Genomic DNA, 24,415 nt, shown 5'->3' with positions numbered 1-24,415 from the left:
GGTCGACGCGGCACGGATCAGCACGCCGGACTACTGGGTGGACCATGTCGTGCGTCCCGTGCGGTTCTCCGCGGCGATCGGCGCGGCGGCCTCCGCCGGGTCCCGGGTGTTCCTGGAACTGGGCCCCGACGCGACACTCACCGCCCTGGCCGGGGAGAACCTCGCCGAGCTGCCCGGCGTCACCGCGGTGCCGATGCTCCGTACGGACCGAGGTGAGGACGACGACATCGCCGCCGTGGCCGCCGCGGCCCGACTGCACGCGCACGGCGTCCCCGTGCGGTGGCCCGCCCTGTTCGCCGGCACCGGAGCACGGCGGGTGGAGCTGCCGACGTACGCGTTCCAGCGCGAGCGCTACTGGGCCGGGCGGGCGGCCGGTTCGGCCGATGTCGCATCGGCGGGCCTCGACCGGCCGGAACACCCTCTGCTGGGCGCGGTCGTGCGGCTCCCGGACACGGGAGGGCTGCTGTGCACGGGCGTCCTGTCGACGACGGCCCAACCCTGGCTGGCCGACCATGTGGTGGCCGGGCAGGTGCTCTTCCCCGGCACCGGGTTCGTGGAGCTGGCGGTCCGGGCGGGGGACGAGGCCGGCTGCGGCCGGGTGCGTGAACTCACCCTGACCGCGCCCCTGGTGCTGCCCGCACACGGCGGTGTCCCCGTCCAGGTGGCCCTCGGCCCGCCCGACGACACCGGCTGCCGGACCCTGGGGATCTACTCCCGCCCCGAGGACGCGCCCGACGCGCCGTGGGTCCAGCACGCCACCGGCCTGCTCGCACCCGGAGCTTCCGGCGCATCCGAGCGGCCGGGCGATCCGGACCCGGCCGACGAGTCCGGCGGCGTCGATCAGTGGCCCTACGGCCGGACCTGGCCACCGGCCGACGCCGTGCCGCTCGACCTCGACGACTTCTACGAGCGGCGGAGCGCGGCCGGGTTCGACTACGGCCCGGCGTTCCGGGGCGTACGCGCGCTCTGGCGCACCGAGGAGGCCGTACTGGCCGAGGTGGCCCTGCCCGAGCACATCGCGGGCGACGCCGCCGCGTTCGGACTGCACCCGGCCCTGCTCGACTCCGCGTTGCACATCGTGTCGTACACCGGGCTCGACGACTCCGCGGGCGCACGGCTGCCGTTCGCCTGGACCGGGGTGTCGCTGCACGCCTCGGGCGCCTCGGTGCTGCGGGTCCGGATGAGCCGCGCGGGCGACGACGCGATCACGCTGACCGTCGCCGACACGGAGGGCCGAGTGGTGGCCTCCGTACCCGGGCTGGCGCTCCGCCCGTACACACCCGCCGGTGGCGCCGGGGGCGGGCAACCGCTCCTGCGCCTGGACTGGGTGGACGCGGCGCCGTCGGCCGCGGACGGCCACGTCCGTCGGTGGTCGGTGGCCGGCCCGGACGCCTGGGGGCTGGCCGACGCGCTGCGCGCGGCGGGCGAGACCGTGGTCGACGAGGCGACGGCACCGGCGGACGTGGTCCTGGTCCCGGTCACCGCACCGGCCGGGGCCGCGGCCGCGGACGACATGCTCGACGCGGTGCGCGCCGCCACCTCTGCGGCGCTCGACCGGTTGCAGCAGCACCTGCGGGACGCAGAAGGGGTCGCCGACGGGCCCGAGGACACGGCCGCGGTGGTGTTCCTGACGCGAGGCGCGGTCGCGACGGACGCCGACGCCTCGCCCGACCTGGTGGGCGCGACGGTGTGGGGGCTGGTCCGTTCCGCCCAGCACGAGAGCCCCGGCCGCTTCGTCCTCCTGGACCTGGACGGCACGGACGCCCCGCTCACGGCCGGGCCGCTGCGAGCGGCACTGGAGCTCGACGAGCCGCAGCTCGCCGTACGCGAAGGCCGCCTGCTGACGCCCCGGCTGACCGCCGTGCGCCCCTCGGGCCCCGGCGCCGAGTCCCACCGCGAGGCCGTCTGGGACACCGACGGCACCGTACTGGTCACCGGCGGACTGAGCGGGCTGGGCGCACAGATGGCCCGGCATCTGGCCGGTGCGCACGGCGTGCGCCATCTCGTCCTGGCCGGACGCCGTGGCAGCGCCACCGAAGGTGCCGACGACCTGGTGGCGGAGCTGACGCGGCTGGGCGCCGAGGCCGCCGTCGTCGCCTGCGATGTCTCGGACCGCGCCGCCGTCGCCCGGCTGATCCGCGACATCCCGGAAGCACGTCCGCTGACCGGTGTGGTGCACGCCGCCGGTGTGCTCGACGACGGACTGGTCGACACGCTGACCGAGGAGCGGCTGGACACGGTGTTCCGGCCGAAGGCGGCCGGCGCGTGGCATCTGCACGAGCTCACCCGGAGCCATGACCTCACCGCGTTCATCGTGTTCTCCTCCGTGTTCGGCGTCCTGGGAAACGCCGGGCAGGGCAGCTACACCGCGGCGAACGCGTTCCTGGACGCCCTCGTACGGCGGCGGGCCGCCCAGGGGCTGCCCGGTCTGGCCATCGCCTGGGGCCCGTGGCCGCAGGGCAGCGGCATGACGAGCACCCTCACGGATGCCGAAATGCGCCGCATGGCGCGGGCCGGCCTGCCGCCGCTCACCGTCGACCAGGGACTGGCCTGGTTCGACGCCGCGCGGACCGCGGGCGAACCGGCCGTGGTCGCGGCGCGGGTGGACCGCGCGGCGCTGCGCGCCCGGGGCACCGTGCCCGCCGCCTTCCGCGCACTGGTGCCCGCCCCGGCCCGGCGCGCGGTGGCGGCCGGAGCGCCGGGCACGGGGCCCGGCCCGTTGGCCGGGCGGCCGGCGGGGCTGGCAGGGTTGACTGGGGCTGACCTCGCCGACGCGGTGTCCCGGCTGGTGCGGGCCGCGGTCGCCGCGGTGCTCGGGCATCCCTCCGCCGAGGCCGTGGATCCGTCGCTGACCTTCCAGGACCTCGGACTGGACTCGCTGACCTCGGTGGAGTTGCGCAACCGGCTCACCGAGACCACGGGCGTACGGCTGCCCACCACCCTCATCTTCGACTACCCCACCCCCGCGGCCGTCGCGGACTTCCTCTGTGCGCGCGGGCAGGGCACCACCGCCACCCGGCAGGTGGCCTCCGCCCCCGCCGTGACCGGGGACCCGATCGTCATCGTGGGGATGGCCTGTCGTTATCCGGGCGGCGTGGACTCCCCCCAGGAGCTGTGGGAACTGACGGCACAGGGCCGCGACGGCATCTCCGACTTCCCCGACGACCGGGGCTGGAGCCTGCCCGACGCGTCGTTCGCCCGCGTGGGCGGGTTCCTGTACGACGCGGGCGACTTCGACGCGGGTTTCTTCGGGATCTCCCCGCGCGAGGCGCTCGCGATCGACCCGCAGCAACGGCTCCTGCTGGAGACGTCATGGGAGGCCCTGGAACGCGCCGGGATGGACCCGCTGACACTCAAGGGGAGCGCCACCGGCGTGTTCGCCGGCGTGATGTACCACGACTACCCGGTGGCCGGGGACGGGCTGCCCGAGGCCCTGCGCGGCTTCGTGGTCAACGGCACGTCCGGCAGTGTGGCCTCGGGCCGGGTGGCCTACACCCTGGGCCTCGAGGGCCCGGCCGTCAGCGTCGACACCGCGTGCTCGTCCTCGTTGGTCGCCGTGCACATGGCGGCGCAGGCGCTGCGGTCCGGGGAGTGCTCGCTGGCGCTCGCGGGCGGAGTCACCGTCATGGCGACCCCGGAGACCTTCGTCGACTTCGACCGCCAGGGTGGCCTGGCGTCCGACGGCCGCTGCAAGTCCTTCTCCGACGCCGCCGACGGTACCGGCTGGTCGGAGGGCGTCGGCATGCTGGTGCTGGAGCGGTTGTCGGATGCGCGCCGCAATGGGCATGAGGTGTTGGCGGTGGTGCGGGGTTCCGCGGTCAACCAAGACGGTGCGTCCAACGGTCTGACCGCGCCGAACGGTCCGTCGCAGCAGCGCGTGATCCGCCAGGCGCTGGCGAGTGCGGGTCTGTCCGTGGCGGATGTCGATGTGGTGGAGGCGCACGGCACGGGGACGACCCTGGGTGATCCCATCGAGGCGCAGGCGCTGCTGGCCACGTACGGGCAGGACCGTGAGCGGCCTCTGCTGTTGGGGTCGGTGAAGTCGAATATCGGTCATACGCAGGCCGCCGCGGGTGCTGCGGGCATCATCAAGATGGTGATGGCCATGCGGCACGGCGTGGTGCCCAGGACGCTCCACCTGGAGATGCCGTCCAGTCATGTGGACTGGTCGGCTGGTGCCGTGGAGTTGGTGGCCGAGCAGCGGGCTTGGCCCGAGGGGGTGCGGCCGCGTCGGGCGGGTGTCTCGTCGTTCGGTATCAGTGGCACGAACGCGCATGTGATCCTGGAACATGTTCCGGCTGAGCCGGTCGCCCCGGCTCCCGGGGAGCTGAGTGCCCCCGCGGTCGTCCCCCTGGTGGTCTCGGGCAAGACCGATGCGGCGTTGCGTGCTCAGGCGGCACGTCTCCGCGCCCACCTCGCCGACCGGCCGGAGGTGGGCAGGGTCGATGTTGCGCTGTCCTTGGCGTTGTCCCGGTCGCGTTTCGAGCACCGGGCCGTGCTGGTGACTCATGACCGCGACGCTGCGCTGGAGGGTCTTGCTGCCCTGGCTGCGGGGGAGTCTGCGGCGGATGTGGTGCTGGGCTCGGTGGCCGCGCGGCCGGGCGCCACCGCTTTCCTGTTCACGGGTCAGGGCAGTCAGCGTCCCGGCATGGGTGGCGAGCTGGCGGGCCGGTATCCGGTTTTCGCGGACGCGCTCGATGCCGTCCTTGAGGAGTTGGACAGGCATCTGAGCCGCCCTCTGCGAGAGGTTCTCTTCGCCGAGGCCGGCACTCCGGAAGCCGAGCTCCTCGACCGTACGGAGTTCACCCAGCCCGCCCTGTTCGCGGTGGAAGTGGCGCTGTTCCGGCTGGTGGAGTCCTGGGGCGTCACGCCCGGCTTCGTGGCCGGGCACTCGATCGGGGAGCTCGCCGCGGCACACGCGGCGGGGGTGCTCAGCCTGCCGGACGCCTGCGCCCTGGTGGCGGCACGCGCCCGGCTGATGCAGGCCCTGCCCGTGGCCGGCGTGATGGTGTCGCTCCAGGCCACCGAGGACGAGGTGGCTCCGCTGCTGGCGGGCCGCGAGCACCTGATCGGTATCGCCGCCGTCAACGGCCCCGAAGCCGTGGTCGTCGCCGGTGACGAGAACGCCGTACGGGACATCGCGGACGAACTCGCCGCGCGCGGGCGCCGGACCAAGCGGCTGCCGGTCTCGCACGCCTTCCACTCCCCGCTGATGGACCCCATGCTGGACGACTTCCGGGCGGTGGCCGAGGGACTGACCTATCACGCGCCGCGGATCCCCATGGTGTCCATGGTGAGCGGAACACCCGTGACCGGCACTGGCACCGACACTGGCACTGGCACTGGCACTGGCACTGGCGACGGGATCGCGTCCGCGGACTACTGGGTACGGCACGCCCGGGCCGCCGTACGCTTCGCCGACGGCCTCCGGACACTCGAAGACGCGGGCGTCGGCACCTTCCTCGAAATCGGCCCTGACGGCGTACTGTCCGCCATGGCCAGGGACTCCCTGTCTCCCGATGCGGCCCTCCTGCCGCTGCTGCGCCGGGACCGCTCCGAGGAACTGTCCGCGACCACCGCGCTCGCCCGGCTCCATGTGAGCGGAACGTCCCCCGACTGGGCCGCGTTCCTGGCGGGGAGCGGACGCGACGCGCACCGCGTCGAGTTGCCGACGTACGCCTTCCAGCACGAGCGCTACTGGCCGCAGACCACATCGAGCCCGGCGGGGGACATCACCGCCGCCGGGCTGGGCTCCGCGGACCATCCGCTGCTCGGCGCCGCCGTGGAACTGGCCGACGGCGAAGGCGCGCTGTTCACCAGCAGGCTCTCGCTGCGGACACACCCGTGGCTGGCGCAGCACGCCGTCATGGGTGCCGTGCTGCTGCCGGGCACCGCGCTCCTCGAACTGGCGATCCGCGCCGGTGACGAGGTCGGCTGCGACCGGGTGGAGGAGCTGACGCTCGCCACCCCGCTGGTGCTCCCCGAGCACGGGGCGATCCAGGTGCAGTTGCGGGTCGGCGCGGCGGACGAGGCCGGCCGCCGCCCGGTGGCGGTGTCCGCGCGGCCCGAGGGAGCGGTGGGCCAGGCGTGGGTCCGGCATGCCGACGGCGTGCTCGCCACCAGCACGCACACCACCGGTGCGCACACCACCGCGCCCGACGCCCCGTTCGACGCCGCCCAGTGGCCACCGGCCGGGGCCGCGCCCATCGCGCTGGACGGACTGTACGACCGGCTCGCGGAGGACGGATTCGGCTACGGCCCCCTCTTCCAGGGGCTCACCGCAGCGTGGCGGCGCGGCGCGGAGGTCTTCGCGGAGATCGCACTGCCTGACGTCGGGGACGACGCCACACCCGTCGCCGAAACGGCGGACATCGACGGCTTCGGGCTGCATCCGGCGCTGCTCGACTCCAGCCTGCGCGCGGTGGCGCTGCTCGACGGGGACATATCGCGTACGGCCCTGCCCTTCTCCTGGGAGAACGTGACCCTGCACGCGAGCGGCGCCAGGGCCCTCCGGATCCGGCTCGCCCCGGCCGGCCCCCACGCGGTGTCCCTCGATCTCGCCGACACCTCCGGCGGCCCGGTGGCCACTGTCGGCTCCCTGGCGCTGCGGCCGCTGTCCGCCGGGCAACTGAGCTCCGCCGCGGGCGCGGCGGAGCGCGACTCGCTGTTCCGGCTCGACTGGACGGCCGCCACCGCCGACTTCGCCGAACCCTCCGCCGATCGCGGGCCGCTGGCCCTGGTCGGCCCGGATCCCCTCGGGCTTGCCGGCGCGCTCGAGGCCGCGGGCCACACCGTACGCCCGTACGCCGACCTCGCCGAGGTGGCCAGGGTGGCCGGCGACGAGGCCGCCGTACCGGGCGCCGTGCTCATCCCGCTCACCGGAGCCGCCGGTGTGGCGGACGTGGCGGACGTGGCGGACGCGGTCGTCGCCACCGCACACCACCTCGGCGCCCAGGTGCTGACATACCTGCAGACCTGGCTGGCCGAGGAGGAACGCCTGGCCGGATCCCGGCTGGTGTTCATCACCCGAGGCGCCGCCGGAGACCCGCCCGGCGCCCACGATGTGGCGGCCGCGGCGGTATGGGGCCTGGTGCGCTCGGCGCAGGCGGAACACCCGGACCGGTTCGTCCTCGCCGACCTCGACGCCCGGCCCGAGTCGGCCGGGGCGCTGCTGGGGGCGCTCGGCTCCGCGGAACCGCAGTTGGTGATCCGTGATGGCGCAATCCGCCTCGGCCGACTGGCCCGGGTGCCCGCACCGGGCGGGCCCGGCGCCGAATGGAACCCCGAAGGCACAGTGCTGATCACGGGCGGCACCGGGGGACTGGGCGGCATACTGGCCCGCCATCTGGTCACCGACCACCAGGTCAGGCACCTGCTCCTGGTCAGCCGCCGCGGCCGCGCCGCCGAGGGTGCCGACCGGCTGGCCGCCGAACTCACCGCTCTGGGCGCCCAGGTGACCGTGGCCTCATGCGACATCGCCGACCGCGGCGCCCTGGCCGAACTGGTGGCCGCTGTGCCGCGGAACCACCCGCTGACGGCCGTGGTGCACACGGCGGGCGTCCTGGACGACGGTGTGATCGAGACCCTCACCCCGCAGCGCATGACCGCCGTACTGCGCCCGAAGGTGGATGCCGCCTGGCACCTGCACGAGCTGACCCGCGAGCTGGACCTGGCCGCGTTCATCACCTTCTCGTCGGTGGTGGGCACCTTCGGCGGCGCGGGCCAGGCCAACTACGCCGCGGGCAACGCGTTTCTGGACGCGCTGGCCGAGCATCGGCGCGCCGCGGGGCTGCCCGCGCTGTCGCTGGCCTGGGGCCCGTGGACCCAGGCGGGCGGGATGACCAGCACCCTGACCGAGGCGGACATGCGCCGCCTGGCCCGGGAGGGCATGCCCGCGTTGCCGGCCGAGCGGGGCGTGGCGCTGTTCGACGCCGCCCTCGCCGCGCCGGACGCCGTCCTCCTGCCCGTACCGCTCGACCTGCCCGCACTGCGCGCACGGGGGGAGATCCCGCCGCTGCTGCGAGGGCTCATCCGCACCCCCCTCCGCCGCTCGGCGGCCACCGGGACCGGCACCTCCGCCTCCCTCGCGCAGCGGCTGGCCGCTCTGCCGCGGGCGGAGCGCACGGAGGCCGCGCTCGACCTGGTCCGTACACACGTGGCATTGGTGCTGGGCCACGCGACGGCAGACGTCGTGGCCCCGACGCGCGCCTTCCAGGAGCTGGGCTTCGACTCGCTGACCGCGGTGGAGCTGCGCAACCGGCTCGGCGCCGCCTCGGGCCTCCGGCTGCCCGCGACCGTCGTCTTCGACTATCCGACGGCCGAGGCGCTGGCGGGCTACCTGCTGGAGGAACTGCTCGGCCCGGAAGCGACGGAAACCGCGGAGGCGGGGAACACGGCCCGTGCCGTACTCGTCCCCGTCGCCGATGACCCGGTGGTGGTCGTGGGCATGGCCTGCCGCTACCCGGGCGGAGTGCGTACTCCGGAGGACCTGTGGCGTCTGGCGGTCGGCGGTCAGGACGCCATCTCGGGCTTCCCGGACAACCGTGGCTGGGACCTGGAGGCGTTGTACGACCCGGATCCGGATCACGCGGGCACGTCGTATACCCGGCAGGGTGGTTTTCTGCATGATGCGGGGGAGTTCGATGCGGCGTTCTTCGGGTTGAGTCCGCGTGAGGCGTTGGCGACGGATGCGCAGCAGCGGTTGTTGTTGGAGACGTCGTGGGAGGCGTTCGAGCGGGCGGGGATCGACCCGGTGGCGCTGCGAGGGAGCCGGACGGGTGTGTTCGCGGGGGTGATGTACAACGACTACGGCACCTTGTTGCGCGGTGCGGAGTTCGAGGGGTATCAGACGAACGGCAGTGCGGGCAGTGTGGTGTCGGGGCGGGTGTCGTACACGCTGGGCTTGGAGGGTCCGGCGGTGACGGTGGATACGGCGTGTTCGTCGTCGTTGGTGGCGATGCATTTGGCGGCGCAGGCGTTGCGGGCGGGGGAGTGTTCGCTGGCGTTGGCGGGTGGGGTGACGGTGATGTCCACACCGGCGTCGTTTGTGGAGTTTTCGCGGCAGCGGGGGTTGTCGCCGGATGGGCGGTGCAAGGCGTTTTCGGAGTCGGCTGATGGTGTGGGCTGGTCCGAGGGTGTGGGTGTGGTGGTGTTGGAGCGGTTGTCGGACGCCCGCCGTCATGGCCATGAGGTGTTGGCGGTGGTGCGTGGTTCGGCGGTGAATCAAGATGGTGCGTCGAATGGGTTGACGGCTCCGAATGGTCCGTCGCAGCAGCGTGTGATCCGCCAGGCGCTGGCGAGTGCGGGTCTGTCCGTGGCGGATGTCGATGTGGTGGAGGCGCACGGCACGGGGACGACCCTGGGTGATCCCATCGAGGCGCAGGCGCTGCTGGCCACGTACGGGCAGGACCGTGAGCGGCCTCTGCTGTTGGGGTCGGTGAAGTCGAATATCGGTCATACGCAGGCCGCCGCGGGTGCTGCGGGCATCATCAAGATGGTGATGGCCATGCGGCACGGCGTGGTGCCCAGGACGCTCCACCTGGAGATGCCGTCCAGTCATGTGGACTGGTCGGCTGGTGCCGTGGAGTTGGTGGCCGAGGAGCGGGCTTGGCCCGAGGGGGTGCGGCCGCGTCGGGCGGGTGTCTCGTCGTTCGGTATCAGTGGCACGAACGCGCATGTGATCCTGGAACATGTTCCGGCTGAGCCGGTCGCCCCGGCTCCCGGGGAGCTGAGTGCCCCTGCGGTCGTGCCTCTGATGCTCTCGGGGAAGACTGACGCGGCGTTGCGTGCTCAGGCGGCACGTCTCCGTGCCCACCTTGCTGACCGGCCGGAGGTGGGCAGGGCCGATGTTGCGCTGTCCTTGGCGTTGTCCCGGTCGCGTTTCGAGCACCGGGCTGTGCTGGTGACTCATGACCGCGACGCTGCGCTGGAGGGTCTTGCTGCCCTGGCTGCGGGGGAGTCTGCGGCGGATGTGGTGCTGGGCTCGGTGGCCGCGCGGCCGGGCGCCACCGCTTTCCTGTTCACGGGTCAGGGCAGTCAGCGTCCCGGCATGGGTGGCGAGCTGGCGGGCCGGTATCCGGTTTTCGCGGACGCGCTCGATGCCGTCCTTGAGGAGTTGGACAGGCATCTGAGCCGCCCTCTGCGTGAGGTTCTCTTCGCCGAGGCCGGCACTCCCGAAGCCGAGCTCCTCGACCGTACGGAGTTCACCCAGCCCGCCCTGTTCGCGGTGGAAGTGGCGCTGTTCCGGCTGGTGGAGTCCTGGGGGATCGTCCCGGACTATCTGGTGGGGCATTCGGTCGGTGAGATTGCGGCGGCGTATGTGGCGGGTGTGCTGTCACTGGCGGACGCGTGTGTGTTGGTGGTGGCACGGGGTCGGTTGATGGAGGGGTTGCCTGCGGGTGGGGCGATGGTGGCGGTGCAGGCGGCTGAGGACGAGGTGGTGCCGCTGTTGTCCGGTGAGGTGTCGATCGCCGCGGTGAATGGTCCTGGTTCGGTGGTGGTGTCGGGGGTGGAGCGTGAGGTGTTGGAGATCGCGGAGCGGTTTGCCGCGGGGGGCCGGAAGACGAGCCGGTTGCGGGTGTCGCATGCGTTCCATTCCCCGCTGATGGATCCGATGCTGGACGAGTTCCGCACCGTTGCCGAGGGGCTGTCCTACCGGCCCCCGGCGATTCCGGTGGTGTCCACGCTGACGGGTGAGCCCGCCAAGGGCGCGGACTTGTGCTCCGCCGGCTACTGGGTCGAGCATGTGCGGGCGACCGTACGGTTCTCCGATGCCATAGCGGTGTTGGGCGATGCGGGGGTGCGCAGGTTCCTCGAGGTCGGGCCGGACGCGTCGCTGTTGGCCCTGGCGGCCGAAACGGCTTCGGACGGCGCGGTGCTGGTGCCGTTGCTGCGCAAGGACCGAGGGGAGGAGCGCGCGGCGACCACCGCGCTGGCACAGCTGTACGTCGACGGCGTGGAGGCGGACTGGGCGGCCCTGTTCCCGGGCGCCCGGCGGGTGGACCTGCCCACCTACGCCTTCCAGCGCCGGTGGTTCTGGCCGCGTACCGAACCGTCGGTCGAAGACGCCGTGGCTTTCGGCCTCACCTCGGCGGAACACCCACTGCTCAACGGAGCCGTGGAACTGGCGGGCTCCGAAGGGCGGCTGTTCACCGGACGGCTGTCGCTCCCGCTGCGGTCGCATGCGTGGCTGGCCGATCACAGGGTGGCGGGGCGCGTGCTGGTTCCGGGCACCGCGCTGTTGGAGTTGGCGGTCCGGGCGGGCGATGAGGTCGGTTGCGACCGGGTGGAGGAGCTCACGCTGGCGGCGCCGCTCACCCTGCCGGAGCAGGGCGCCGTGCAGGTGCAGCTGGCTGTTGGCGACCCGGACGAGGCGGGCCGTCGCCCGGTGAGCGTGTACTCCCGGCCGGAGGACCGGTCGGAAGAGTGGATGCTGCACGCCGGCGGGGTGCTGGCGGTGGCCGGGCATGCCGACCACGTGGGCGGCTGGCCGGTGTGGCCGCCGGAGGCCGCGGAACGGATGGACCTGATCGGCTGCTACGAGCGGTTCGCCGAGCTCGGGTTCGACTACGGGCCGCTCTTCCAAGGCCTGCGGGCGGCGTGGCGGCGCGGCACCGACGTGTTCGCCGAGGTGGCGCTGCCGGACGGTCCCGACGCGGACGCCGCGGCCTTCGGGCTGCATCCCGCGCTGCTCGACGCCGCGCTGCACGCGGCCTCCTGGGCGGAGACCGGGGTCCGGCCCGGTGTGCTGCCCTTCTCGTGGTCGGGAGTGCGTCTGTACGGGTCGGGAGCGTCAGCGCTACGGGTGCGGCTGTCGTCCATCGGGCCGGACACCCTGTCCCTGGAGGCCACTGACCCTTCGGGGCGCCCCGTGCTCTCCGTGGAGTCGCTCGCCCTGCGCGCGATGTCGGCCGAGCCGGCCGGCGACACTGGCGGGGCCGTGGCGGACTCGCTCTTCTGTCTCGACTGGACGCCGGTGCGCGCGTCGGTGGTGCCCCCGGCCTCCGTGGCCGTCGTCGGGCCCGATGACGGCGGACTCGTCGAGGGACTGCGGACGGCGGGGCTGGCCGTGGTCGGTTGTGAGGACCTCGCCGCGCTCGCGGCAGGCGATGCCGTATCGCCCGCGGTGGTGCTGATGCCGGTGACGGGGCCCGAGGACGATGTGGTGGGCGCCACGCACGAGGTGACGTCCCGGATCCTGGGGGTGCTGCAGGCATGGCTGGCGGAGGAGCGGTGGGCACGGTCCCGTCTGGTGTTCGTGACGCGCGGTGCGACCACGGGAGAGGATCTCGCGGCCGCGTCCGTGTGGGGCCTGGTCCGCGTGGCACAGACGGAGCACCCGGACCGGTTCGCCCTGGTGGACCTCGACGGCGGGCAGCCGTCCGCGGCGGCGGTGGCCGAGGCCCTTGGGTCGGACGAGCCGCAGATGGCCGTCCGGGGCGGTGCCGTCCTGGCGGGCAGGCTGGTCCGTACGCCTGCCGTCCGTACCCCTGCCGCCCGTACCTCCGCCGTCGGCCATGAGACGGCCGGGGTGGAGTGGGATCCCGAGGCCACCGTGTTGATCACGGGCGGTACAGGCGGACTGGGCGGTGTGCTGGCCCGGCACCTGGTTGCCGAACACGGCGTCCGGCATCTGCTGTTGGCCAGTCGCAGTGGCGGCGCGGCGAGCGGAGCGGCCGAACTCGTCACGGAACTGACGGGACATGGCGCCCATGTGCGAGCGGTGGCGTGTGATGTGGCGGATCGCGATGCCGTGGCGGCCCTGCTGAAGGACGTGCCGGCGGACCGTCCGGTGCGGGCCGTGGTGCATACGGCGGGTGTCCTGGACGACGGTGTCCTGGAGGCGCTGACGCCGGAGCGGCTGGCCGAGGTGGCGCGGCCCAAGGTCGACGCGGCATGGGCGCTGCACGAGGCGACGCGTGAGCTGGACCTGACGGCCTTCGTGACGTTCTCCTCGGTGGCGGGTACGTTCGGCTCGGCAGGACAGGCGAACTACGCGGCGGCCAACGCGTTCCTGGACGCGCTGGCGGAGCACCGACGTGCGGCCGGGCTTCCGGCGGTGTCGCTGGCGTGGGGCCCGTGGTCCCGAACGGGCGGAATGACCAGCGGCCTGACCGACGCGGATATGGAACGCATGGCGCGCGCGGGTATGCCGCCGTTGTCCGCCGAGGAGGGCGTCGCACTGTTCGACGCGGCGCTGGCGAGCGGTGAGGCCGCCGTCGTACCGGTCCGGCTCGACCTGCCCGCACTGCGCGCACGTGGAGAGATCCCGCCGCTGCTGCGTTCCCTGGTCCGGACCCGCACCCGCCGGAATGCCCTGCCGAGCTCGGGCGAGGCCGCCACCCTCGTCCAGCGCCTCGGCGGTCTGACCGAGACCGACCGTCGCGAGGCGCTGGTCGACCTGGTGCGTGGCCAGGTGGCGCTGGTGCTGGGGCACACGGGCTCCGGCGAGGTCGGGGTCTCCCGGTCGTTCCAGGATCTGGGGTTCGACTCGCTGACGGCGGTGGAGCTGCGCAACCGGCTGAACACCGCCACCGGACTCCGGCTCCCCGCGACCCTCGTCTTCGACTGTCCGACGGTGGTCGCGCTCTCCGACTATCTGCACGGCGAGCTGTTGGGGGTGCGGACCGACGGGTCGGCCTCTGACCAGGCGCTGCCCGTCGTGTCCGATGATCCGGTGGTGGTCGTGGGCATGGCCTGCCGGTATCCGGGTGGGGTGCGTTCTGCGGAGGATCTGTGGCGGGTGGTCTTGGAGGGGGCCGACGTGGTCTCGGGCTTTCCGACCGACCGTGGCTGGGATCTGGAGGCGCTGTACGACCCGGACCCGGACCACCTCGGCACCTCTTACACCCGTGAAGGTGGGTTCCTGCATGATGCGGGGGAGTTCGATGCGGCGTTCTTCGGGCTGAGTCCGCGTGAGGCGATGGCGACGGACGCGCAGCAGCGGCTGCTGCTGGAGACGTCGTGGGAGGCGTTCGAGCGGGCCGGGATCGATCCGGTGACGCTGCGGGGGAGCCGGACGGGCGTGTTCGCCGGGGTGATGTACAACGACTACGGGACTTTGTTGCACGGCCCCGAGTTCGAGGGGTATCAGACCAATGGCAGTGCGGGCAGTGTGGTGTCGGGGCGGGTGTCGTACACGCTGGGCTTGGAGGGTCCGGCGGTGACGGTGGATACGGCGTGTTCGTCGTCGTTGGTGGCGATGCATTTGGCGGCGCAGGCGTTGCGGGCGGGGGAGTGTTCGCTGGCGTTGGCGGGTGGGGTGACGGTGATGTCGACGCCCGTGGCGTTTGTGGAGTTTTCGCGGCAGCGGGGGTTGTCGCCGGATGGGCGGTGCAAGGCGTTTTCGGAGTCGGCTGATGGTGTGGGCTGGTCCGAGGGTGTGGGTGTGGTGGTGTTGGAGCGGTTGTCGGATGCGCGCCGCAATGGGCACGAAGTGCTTGCGGTGGTACGCGGCTCCGCGGTCAATCAGGACGGTGCGTCCAATGGCCTGACGGCTCCGAATGGTCCGTCGCAGCAGCGGGTGATCCGGCAGGCGCTGGCGAGTGGCGGTCTGTCGGCCTCGGATGTGGACGTGGTGGAGGGGCACGGCACGGGGACGAGGCTGGGTGATCCGATCGAGGCGCAGGCGTTGTTGGCCACGTACGGGCAGGACCGCGACCATCCGCTGCTGCTGGGGTCGGTGAAGTCGAACATCGGTCATACGCAGGCCGCGGCGGGTGTGGCGGGCGTGATCAAGATGGTGATGGCGATGCGGCACGGTCTTTTGCCGCAAACCCTTCATGTCGACGCGCCCTCGTCCGAGGTGGACTGGGAAGACGGCGCGGTCGAGCTGCTCACCCGGGCGGTGGAGTGGCCGGGGACCGGGCACCCGCGGCGCGCCGGCGTCTCGTCCTTCGGGATCAGCGGCACGAACGCTCACCTGATCGTGGAGCGGCCGGATCTCCCTCAAGCCGTCGGTGGTGCGCCTGAGGAGCTTTCGGAGGGTGCTGGTGTGGTGCCGTGGGCGGTGTCGGGTGCGTCGCCGGAGGCGTTGCGTGCTCAGGCGGGGCGGCTGTTGTCGCATGTGCGGTCGGGTGGTGAGCTGGGGTTGCGGGATGTGGGCTTCTCGCTGGTGACGGGTCGGTCGGCGTTCGAGTATCGGGCGGTGGTGCTGGGCGAGGACCTGGAGGGTGTGGCGCGGGGTGTGGCGGCGCTGGCCGCGGGTGAGCCCGATGGGGACGTGGTCGAGGGTTGGGTGACCGGTGGGGGCAGGACGGCGTTCTTGTTCGCGGGGCAGGGTGCGCAGCGGTTGGGGATGGGGCGTGAGCTGTATGGGCGGTTCCCGGTGTTCGCAGAGGCGTGGGATGGGGTGGTGGCGGAGTTGGATCCGCTGTTGGGTGTGGCGTTGCGGGATGTGGTGTGGGGTGAGGACGAGGGGTTGCTGAGCCGTACGGAGTTCACCCAGCCCGCCCTGTTCGCGGTGGAGGTGGCGTTGTTCCGCCTGGTGGAGTCCTGGGGGATCGTTCCGGACTATCTGGTGGGGCATTCCGTTGGGGAGATCGCGGCGGCGCATGTGGCGGGTGTGCTGTCCCTCGGCGACGCGTGTGCCCTGGTGACCGCGCGGGGCCGTCTGATGCAGGAGTTGCCTGCGGGCGGGGCGATGGTCGCGGTCCAGGCGACCGAGGACGAGGTGGTGCCGCTGTTGTCCGGCCAGGTGTCGATCGCCGCGGTGAACGGCCCCGGTTCCGTGGTGCTGTCCGGGGCGGAGCAGCGGGTGCGGGAGATCGCGGAGGAGTTTGCCGCGCAGGGGCGGAAGACGAGTCGGTTGCGGGTGTCGCATGCGTTCCACTCCCCGCTGATGGACCCGATGCTGGACGCGTTCCGCACCGTGGCCGAAGGCCTCTCCTACCGGCCCCCGGCCATTCCGGTGGTCTCCAACCTCACAGGCGGCCTCGCGACGGAGGACCAGCTGTGCTCCGCCGACTACTGGGTGGTCCACGTCCGTCAGGCCGTACGGTTCGCGGACGGGGTACGGACCCTGACCGACGAAGGCGTCACCGTCTTCGTGGAGCTGGGGCCGGACGGGGTGCTCTCGGCCCTGGCGCGGGAGTCGGCGCCGGAGGAGGCGCTGCTGGTGCCGGTGTTGCGCAAGGACCGGGGGGAGGAGCGGTCGGCCCTCACCGCCCTGGCCAGGCTCCACGTACACGGAGCGGAGGTGAACTGGTCCCCGCTGTTCGCGGGCGCCCGGCGGGTGGCCCTTCCCACCTACGCCTTCCAACGCGAGCGGTTCTGGCCGACGGGTACGGCGAGCCGTCCCGGTGATGTACGCGCGGCGGGCCTCGGCGCGGCCGACCATCCGCTCTTGGGCGCCGCCGTCGAGCTCGCGGGTGCCGGGGGATATCTGTTCACGAGCCTTCTGTCGGCGCGGTCGCACCCGTGGCTGGCGGATCACCGGGTGATGGGCCGGCTGGTGGTGCCAGGGACGGCGCTGGTGGAGCTGGCGCTCCGGGCGGCCGACCAGGTCGGCTGCGATCGGGTGGACGAGCTCACCCTGGCGGCACCGCTGGTACTCCCTGAACAGGGCTCCATACAGCTCCAGCTGACCGTGGGCGAACCGGACGCGACGGGCGGCCGCCCGGTGAGTGTGCACTCCCGGCCCGAGGGCGCGGAGGACACGCCGTGGCTGCGGCATGCCACCGGTACGCTTACCGCCGCCGCGCTGCCGTCCGACGCGGAACTCGGCGACGCCGCCCCGGAGGCGGGGGTGTGGCCGCCGACCGGCGCGGTGCCGCTGGACCTGGACGGCTACTACGAGCGCCGGGCGGCCGAAGGCTTCGGCTACGGCCCGGTGTTCCAGGGCCTGAGTGCCGCCTGGCGGTCGGGCGACGAACTGTTCGCGGAGGTGGACCTGCCGGAGCGGGTGGAAGCCGAAGCTGCCGCCTTCGGCCTGCACCCCGCGCTCCTCGACGCCGCGTTGCACGTGGCCGTGCTGGACGGCTCGGACACGGACACGGGTGCCGTGCCGTTCTCCTGGTCGGGAGTCTCGCTGCGGGCCGTGGGCGCCTCCTCGGTACGGGTGAGGCTGTCACACCGCGCGGATGGTGCCCTGTCCGTCGCGCTCGCCGATCCGTCCGGTGCCCCGGTGGCCACGGTGGACTCCCTGATGGTGGCCCGGCTCCCGGCCGAGCACGGGGACGACGGCGACGGTGCCCCGGACGCCGCGCGTACGTCCCTGTTCCGCCTGGACTGGGCGCCGACCCCCGCGGCGGCCCCCGTCAGCGAACGGATGGCGGTCGTCGGCCCGGACTCGCTGGCCCTGGCCGCGCTGATCGAAGAGGGCGGCGCGACGGTGGAAACGCACGCCGACCTCGCCTCGCTGGCGGCCGCGTCGGAGGCCGTGGCACCGGGCATCGTGCTGGTGCCCGTGGCCGGCGCCGACTCCGGACCGCCGGTGGTGGAGTCCGTCCGGACCACGACGACCAGCGTGCTGGGACAGCTCAGGGCGTGGCTGGCGGAGGAGCGGTGGGCGGATTCCCGGCTGGTGTTCGTCACTCGTGGTGCGACGGCCGCGGGCGATCTCGCCGCCGCGCCGGTGTGGGGTCTGGTGCGCTCGGCCCAGACCGAGCACCCCGGCCGGTTCGGGCTGATCGACCTCGATCCGATTTCCGGCGCCACAGCCGACCGCGCCCTCGACGGCGCGAGGACACCGGGATCGCTGTTGCTGGAGGCCCTCGCCTCCGCGGAGCCGCAATTGGCGCTACGCGACGGAACGATCCGGGCGGGCCGGCTCACCCGCGTCCCCGTACCCGACGAGACCTGCCACGCATGGGACAGCGAGGGCACCGTGCTCATCACCGGGGGCACGGGAGGACTGGGCCGGCTGGTGGCCCACCATCTGGTGACCGAGCGCGGCATACGCCATCTGGTGCTGCTCAGCCGCAGCGGACCGGCCGCCGACGGCGCCGGGGAACTCGTCGCCGAGCTGGCGGCTCACGGCGCGGATGTCACCGTGGAAGCGTGCGACATCGCCGACCGCGGCGGGCTCGCCGACGTGTTGGCCAGGGTGCCCGAGGCGCATCCGCTGCGAGGTGTCGTCCATACGGCAGGTGTGCTCGACGACGGAGTGGTGGAGACGCTGTCGCCGGAGCGGATGGAGGCCGTACTGCGGCCGAAGGTGGACGCGGCGTGGCATCTGCATGAGCTGACCCGGGACATGGATCTCTCCGTCTTCGCGCTCTTCTCCTCGGCGGCGGGTGTGTTCGGCGCCGCCGGCCAGGCCAACTACGCGGCGGGCAACACCTTCCTGGACGCGCTGGCCGAGCATCGGCGTACGGCCGGTCTGCCGGCCGTGTCGCTGGCCTGGGGCCCGTGGGAACCCGCCGGAGGGATGACCAGTGCGCTGAGCGAGGCCGACATGAGGCGGATGGCGCGCTCGGGTATGCGCGCGTTGTCGGCCGAACAGGGGGTGGCGCTGTTCGACGCGGCGCTGGCGAGCGGCGTGGCCGCCGTCGTGCCCGTCCGGCTCGACCTGCCCGGGCTGCGCGCCCAGGACGAGATTCCGTGGCTGTTGCGGGGACTGGTCCGGGCCAAGGCCCGCCGCGCCGCCGTCGCGGGCTCGGGGACAGCCGCCTCGCTCATCCGGCGGCTGAGCACGCTGACCCATCGAGATGAGCGGCGGGACGCCGTACTGAGCCTGGTGCGCGGTCAGGTGGCGCTCGTTCTCGGCCACGCCGGAGCCGAGTCCGTCGAGCCCTCCCGGTCGTTCCAGGATCTGGGGTTCGACTCGCTGACGGCGGTGGAGTTGCGCAACCGGCTGAACACCGCCACCGGGCTCCGGCTGCCCGCCACCCTCGTCTTCGACTACCCCAGGCCCACCACGCTCGCCGACCACCTCCTCGACGAGCTGTTCGGAGCCGAAACCGAAGTGTCGCCACCGACGCACACCGTCCCCGCGGCGTCCGATGATCCGGTGGTGGTCGTGGGCATGGCCTGCCGGTATCCGGGTGGGGTGCGTTCTGCGGAGGATCTGTGGCGGGTGGTCTTGGAGGGCGCTGACGTGGTCTCGGGCTTCCCGACCGACCGTGGCTGGGATCTGGAGGCGCTGTACGACCCGGACCCGGACCACCTCGGCACCTCTTACACCCGCGAAGGTGGGTTCCTGCATGATGCGGGGGAGTTCGATGCGGCGTTCTTCGGGCTGAGTCCGCGTGAGGCGATGGCGACGGACGCGCAGCAGCGGCTGCTGCTGGAGACGTCGTGGGAGGCGTTCGAGCGGGCGGGGATCGATCCGGTGGCGCTGCGGGGGAGCCGGACGGGCGTGTTCGCCGGGGTGATGTACAACGACTACGCCGATCTGCTCGGTGGTGGTGAGTACGAGGGCTATCAGGGGAACGGCAGCGCGGCGAGCATGGCCTCGGGCCGGGTGTCCTACACCTTGGGATTCGAGGGCCCGGCGGTCACGGTCGACACGGCGTGTTCGTCGTCGTTGGTGGCGATGCATTTGGCGGCGCAGGCGTTGCGGGCGGGGGAGTGTTCGCTGGCGTTGGCGGGTGGGGTGACGGTGATGTCGACGCCCGTGGCGTTTGTGGAGTTTTCGCGGCAGCGGGGGTTGTCGCCTGATGGGCGGTGCAAGGCGTTCGCGGAGTCGGCTGATGGTGTGGGCTGGTCCGAGGGTGTGGGTGTGGTGGTGTTGGAGCGGTTGTCCGACGCCCGCCGTAACGGGCACGAAGTGCTCGCTGTGGTACGCGGTTCCGCGGTGAACCAGGACGGCGCGTCGAACGGTCTGACGGCGCCGAACGGTCCGTCGCAGCAGCGGGTGATCCGGCAGGCGCTGGCGAGTGGCGGTCTGTCGGCCTCGGGCGTGGACGCTGTGGAGGCGCATGGCACGGGGACGAGGCTGGGTGATCCGATCGAGGCGCAGGCGCTGCTCGCGACCTACGGTCAGGACCGGAAGGCGGACCGCCCGCTGCTGCTGGGGTCGGTGAAGTCGAACATCGGTCATACGCAGGCGGCGGCGGGTGTGGCGGGTGTGATCAAGATGGTGATGGCGATGCGGCACGGTGTGCTTCCGGGCACGCTGCACGTGGACGCGCCGTCGTCGCATGTGGACTGGGAGGCGGGCGCGGTCGAGCTGCTCACCCGGGCGGTGGAGTGGCCGTCGACGGATCGGGTGCGCCGGGCGGGGGTGTCCTCGTTCGGGATCAGCGGGACCAATGTGCACCTGATCGTCGAGCAGCCGGAACCTTCTGCGGCTGTCGGCGGTGCGTCCGAGGAGCTTTCGGAGGCTAGTGGTCTGGTGCCGTGGGTGGTGTCGGGTGCGTCCCCGGCGGCCTTGCGTGCTCAGGCGGGGCGGCTGCTCTCGCATGTGCGGTCGGGTGGTGGGCTGGGGTTGCGGGATGTGGGCTTCTCGCTGGTGACGGGGCGGTCGGTGTTTGAGCATCGGGCGGTGGTGCTGGGAGACGACGTGGAGGGTTTGGCGCGGGGTGTGGCTGCGCTGGCCGGGGGTGAGCCCGAGGGGGGTGTGGTCGAGGGTTCGGTGGCCGTTGGAGGCAGGACGGCGTTTTTGTTCGCGGGGCAGGGTGCGCAGCGGTTGGGGATGGGGCGTGAGCTGTATGCGCGGTTCCCGGTGTTCGCGGGGGCGTGGGATGAGGTGGTGGCGGAGTTGGATCCGCTGTTGGGTGTGGCGTTGCGGGATGTGGTGTGGGGTGATGACGAAGGGGCCTTGAATCGGACGGGGTTTGCTCAGCCTGCGTTGTTCGCGCTGGAAGTGGCGTTGTTCCGGCTGGTGGAGTCCTGGGGGATCGTCCCGGACTATCTGGTGGGGCATTCGGTCGGTGAGATTGCGGCGGCGTATGTGGCGGGTGTGCTGTCCCTCGGCGACGCGTGTGCCCTGGTGGCCGCGCGGGGCCGTCTGATGCAGGAGTTGCCTGCGGGTGGGGCGATGGTGGCGGTGCAGGCGGCTGAGGACGAGGTGGTGCCGCTGTTGTCCGGTGAGGTGTCGATCGCCGCGGTGAATGGTCCTGGTTCGGTGGTGGTGTCGGGGGTGGAGCGTGAGGTGTTGGAGATCGCGGAGCGGTTTGCCGCGGAGGGCCGGAAGACGAGCCGGTTGCGGGTGTCGCATGCGTTCCATTCCCCGCTGATGGATCCGATGCTGGACGAGTTCCGCACCGTTGCCGAGGGGCTGTCCTACCGGCCCCCGGCGATTCCGGTGGTGTCCACGCTGACGGGTGAGCCCACCAAGGGCGCGGACTTGTGCTCCGCCGACTACTGGGTCGAGCATGTGCGGGCGACCGTACGGTTCTCCGATGCCATAGCGGTGTTGGGCGATGCGGGGGTGCGCAGGTTCCTCGAGGTCGGGCCGGACGCGTCGCTGTCGGCCCTGGCGGCCGAAAGCCTCACCGAGGAGCCCCTGCTGACGCCGGTGCTGCGCAAGGACCGGGGGGAGGAACGGTCCGCGCTGACGGCCATGGCGCGGATGTTCGCGCACGGTGTGGCGGTGGATTGGGCGGCCCTGTTCCCGGGCGCCCGCCGGGTGCACCTCCCCACCTACGCCTTCCAGCACGAGCGGTTCTGGCCGACGGGTTCGTTGACGCGGCTCGGCGATGTGCGCGCGGCGGGACTGGGGAACGCGCATCACCCGCTGCTCGGAGCGGCCATCGAATTGGCCGACGGCGAGCGGGCGTTGTTCACCAGCCGTCTGTCCGTGGGTTCCCACGTGTGGCTGGCGGATCACGTGGTGATGGGCCGGGTGGTGGTGCCGGGTACGGCGCTGCTGGAGCTGGCGCTCCGGGCCGCGGACGAGGTCGGCTGCGACCGGGTGGAGGAGCTGACGCTGGCGACGCCGCTCGTGCTGCCCGAACGGGGTGCCGTACAGCTACAGCTTGCCGTCCATGAGGCCGATGACTCCGGCCGTCGCCCCGTCAGCGTCCACTCCCGGCCGGAAGACGTGGCGCGGGAGTGGACCCTGCACGCCAGTGGCGTGCTGGCGGTGGGCGAGCAGGCAGCGCGCGCGGAACCACTGGCGGTGTGGCCGCCGGAGAGCGCCGAGCACATCGAGGTGAGCGATTGCTATGACCGCTTCGCGGACATCGGCTTCGACTACGGGCCGCTGTTCCAGGGGTTGCGGACCGCCTGGCGGCGTGGCGACGAACTCTTCGCGGAGGTCGCCCTCCCGGAGCGGAGCGAGGCCGACGCCGCGGCGTACGGACTCCACCCCGCGCTGCTCGACGCCGTCCTGCACACCGCCCTCCTGGCGGGGCTCGACAAAGCGGGCGGGGAGGACGGGGACGGGGCGACTCGTACGGACGGCGCGGTGAGCCTGCCCTTCAGCTGGGAGGGCGTCGCCCTGCACGCCTCCGGCGCGTCGGCGCTGCGCGTCCGACTGTCCCCGGCGGGCGACAACACCGTGTCGATCACGCTGGCCGACTCGGCCGGCGGCCCGGTCGGCTCCATCGATTCGCTCGTCGTGCGGTCGGTGTCCGCCGACCAACTCGGCGCGGCGGACACGAGCGATGGGGACGCGCTGTTCCGGGTGGACTGGACGCCGTCGCCCGCCGTCGTCGCCCCGGACACCGCCACGGCCGTGGTGCTGGGCGCCGAGCACTCCTGGCTGGCCGAGGCGCTGCGGGCCTCCGGGACGCCGGTGGAGGTGCGTGCCGAGATCGCCGAGGTGATATCGCCGCCGACGGGAGGCGATGTACCGGAGGCCGTGCTGGTTCCGGTCCCGGACAGCACTCCCGAGGACCCGGTCACTCCCGAGGACCCGGTGCGCTCGGCGCACCAGGCGGCGTCCTGGGCCTTGCGGCTGGCCCAGTCGTGGCTTGCGGAAGAGGGCGCGGCCGCCTCGCGCCTGGTGTTCGTCACGCGTGGCGCGACGACGGGCGACGACCTGGCCGCCGCGTCCGTATGGGGCCTGGTCCGCTCGGCGCAGACGGAGCACCCGGGCCGATTCGGCCTGGTGAACCTCGACGACAGGGATGCCTCCGTGGCCGCGCTGCGACAGGTGGTCGCCTCGGGCGAGCCGCAGTCCGATGTCCGCGTCGGCGCGATCACCGTCCCGCGGCTGGTGCGTGCGTCCACCGCCGCGGCAGCTGCGGACACGTCCGCTGTGGTGTGGGATCCCGACGGGACGGTCCTGATCACCGGTGGTACGGGCGGGCTGGGGCGTGAGGTGGCGCGCCACCTGGTGACGGAGCACGGTGTCCGGAATCTGATCCTGGCGAGTCGGAGCGGCCCGGCCGCCGACGGAGTCGGCGAACTCGTCGCGGAACTCGCCCGGCACGGTGCGGACGCGCGCGCGGTGGCCTGCGATGTCGCGGACCGCGATGCCGTGGCGGACCTGCTGGCGGGGGTGGCGTCGGACCGTCCGGTGCGGGCGGTGGTGCATACGGCGGGGGTGCTGGACGACGGTGTGCTGGAGTCGCTGTCGTCGGAGCGCGTGGCCGCCGCGCTGCGCCCGAAGGCCGACGCGGCATGGGCGCTGCACGAGGCGACGCGTGATCTGGACCTTACGGCGTTTGTCCTCTTCTCGTCGGTAGCCGGTGTGTTCGGCGCCGCCGGCCAGGCCAACTACGCGGCGGGCAACGCGTTCCTGGACGCGCTGGCCCAGCATCGGCGTACGGCCGGTCTGCCCGCGGTGTCACTCGCGTGGGGTCCGTGGACGCAAACCGAAGGGATGACCAGCACGCTGACCGAGGCCGACCTGGCACGGCTCGCGCGGTCGGGTATGCCTCCGCTGCCCATCGAGGAAGGGCTGGCGCTTTTCGACGCGGCCTTGGCGACCGGGGCGGCGGCCGTCGTTCCGGTCCGGCTGGACCTGTCGGCCTGGCGCGCCCGGGGCGAGGTCCCCTCTCTCCTGCGTGGCCTGATCAGGACGAGGACCCGACGAGCCGCCGGAACCGGCGTGGACATCCAGGCCTCGCTGGCCGACCGGCTCACCGGTCTCAGCGACGCCGAAAGGGCGCAAGCCGCTCGCGAACTGGTCTGTGTGCAGGCCGCCGATGTGCTGGGTCATGCGCGAGCGGACGCCATCGAGCCGACCCGCGAGTTCAAGACCCTGGGCTTCGACTCGCTCACCGCGATCGAACTGCGCAACCGCCTCAACGCCGCCACCGGGCTCCGGCTGCCCGCCACCCTGATCTTCGACTACCCGACACCGGACGCACTGGCCGACCACATTCGCACGCAACTGGTCCCGGAGGACGCCGGGCCGCTGTCCATCCTGGCCGAGCTGGACCGTCTGGAGCACGCCTTCGCGCAGGTGGCGGTCGATCCAGAGCTGCACGAGCGGGTGGCGGGGCGCCTGGAGGTACTGCGCAGCAGGTGGAGCGCACGACAGGGGGACACGGACGAGAAGGCCGACGACGAGTTCGACTTCGACGCCGCGACCGACAGCGAGGTCTTCGAGATGCTGGACAACGAACTCGGGCTGTCCTGA

1 protein-coding gene (cut by a window edge) is annotated in these 24,415 nt (G+C 72.7%); it reads left to right on the top strand.

Annotation, left to right across the window (positions count from 1 at the left end; translation table 11 throughout):
- Positions 1 to 24,415, top strand: partial view of an SDR family NAD(P)-dependent oxidoreductase gene (locus tag ACWY4P_RS02080; RefSeq protein ID WP_456212781.1) — the 3' portion only. The gene continues 5,366 nt to the left of window position 1, outside the view; the window shows 24,415 of its 29,781 coding nt (coding positions 5,367–29,781); its start codon lies off the left edge, out of view; the stop codon is at positions 24,413 to 24,415.

The sequence above is a fragment of the Streptomyces sp. LZ34 genome (assembly GCF_053890475.1).
The sequence above is the reverse complement of the archived record's forward strand: the minus strand, read 5'-3'. Positions and strand labels throughout refer to the sequence as shown.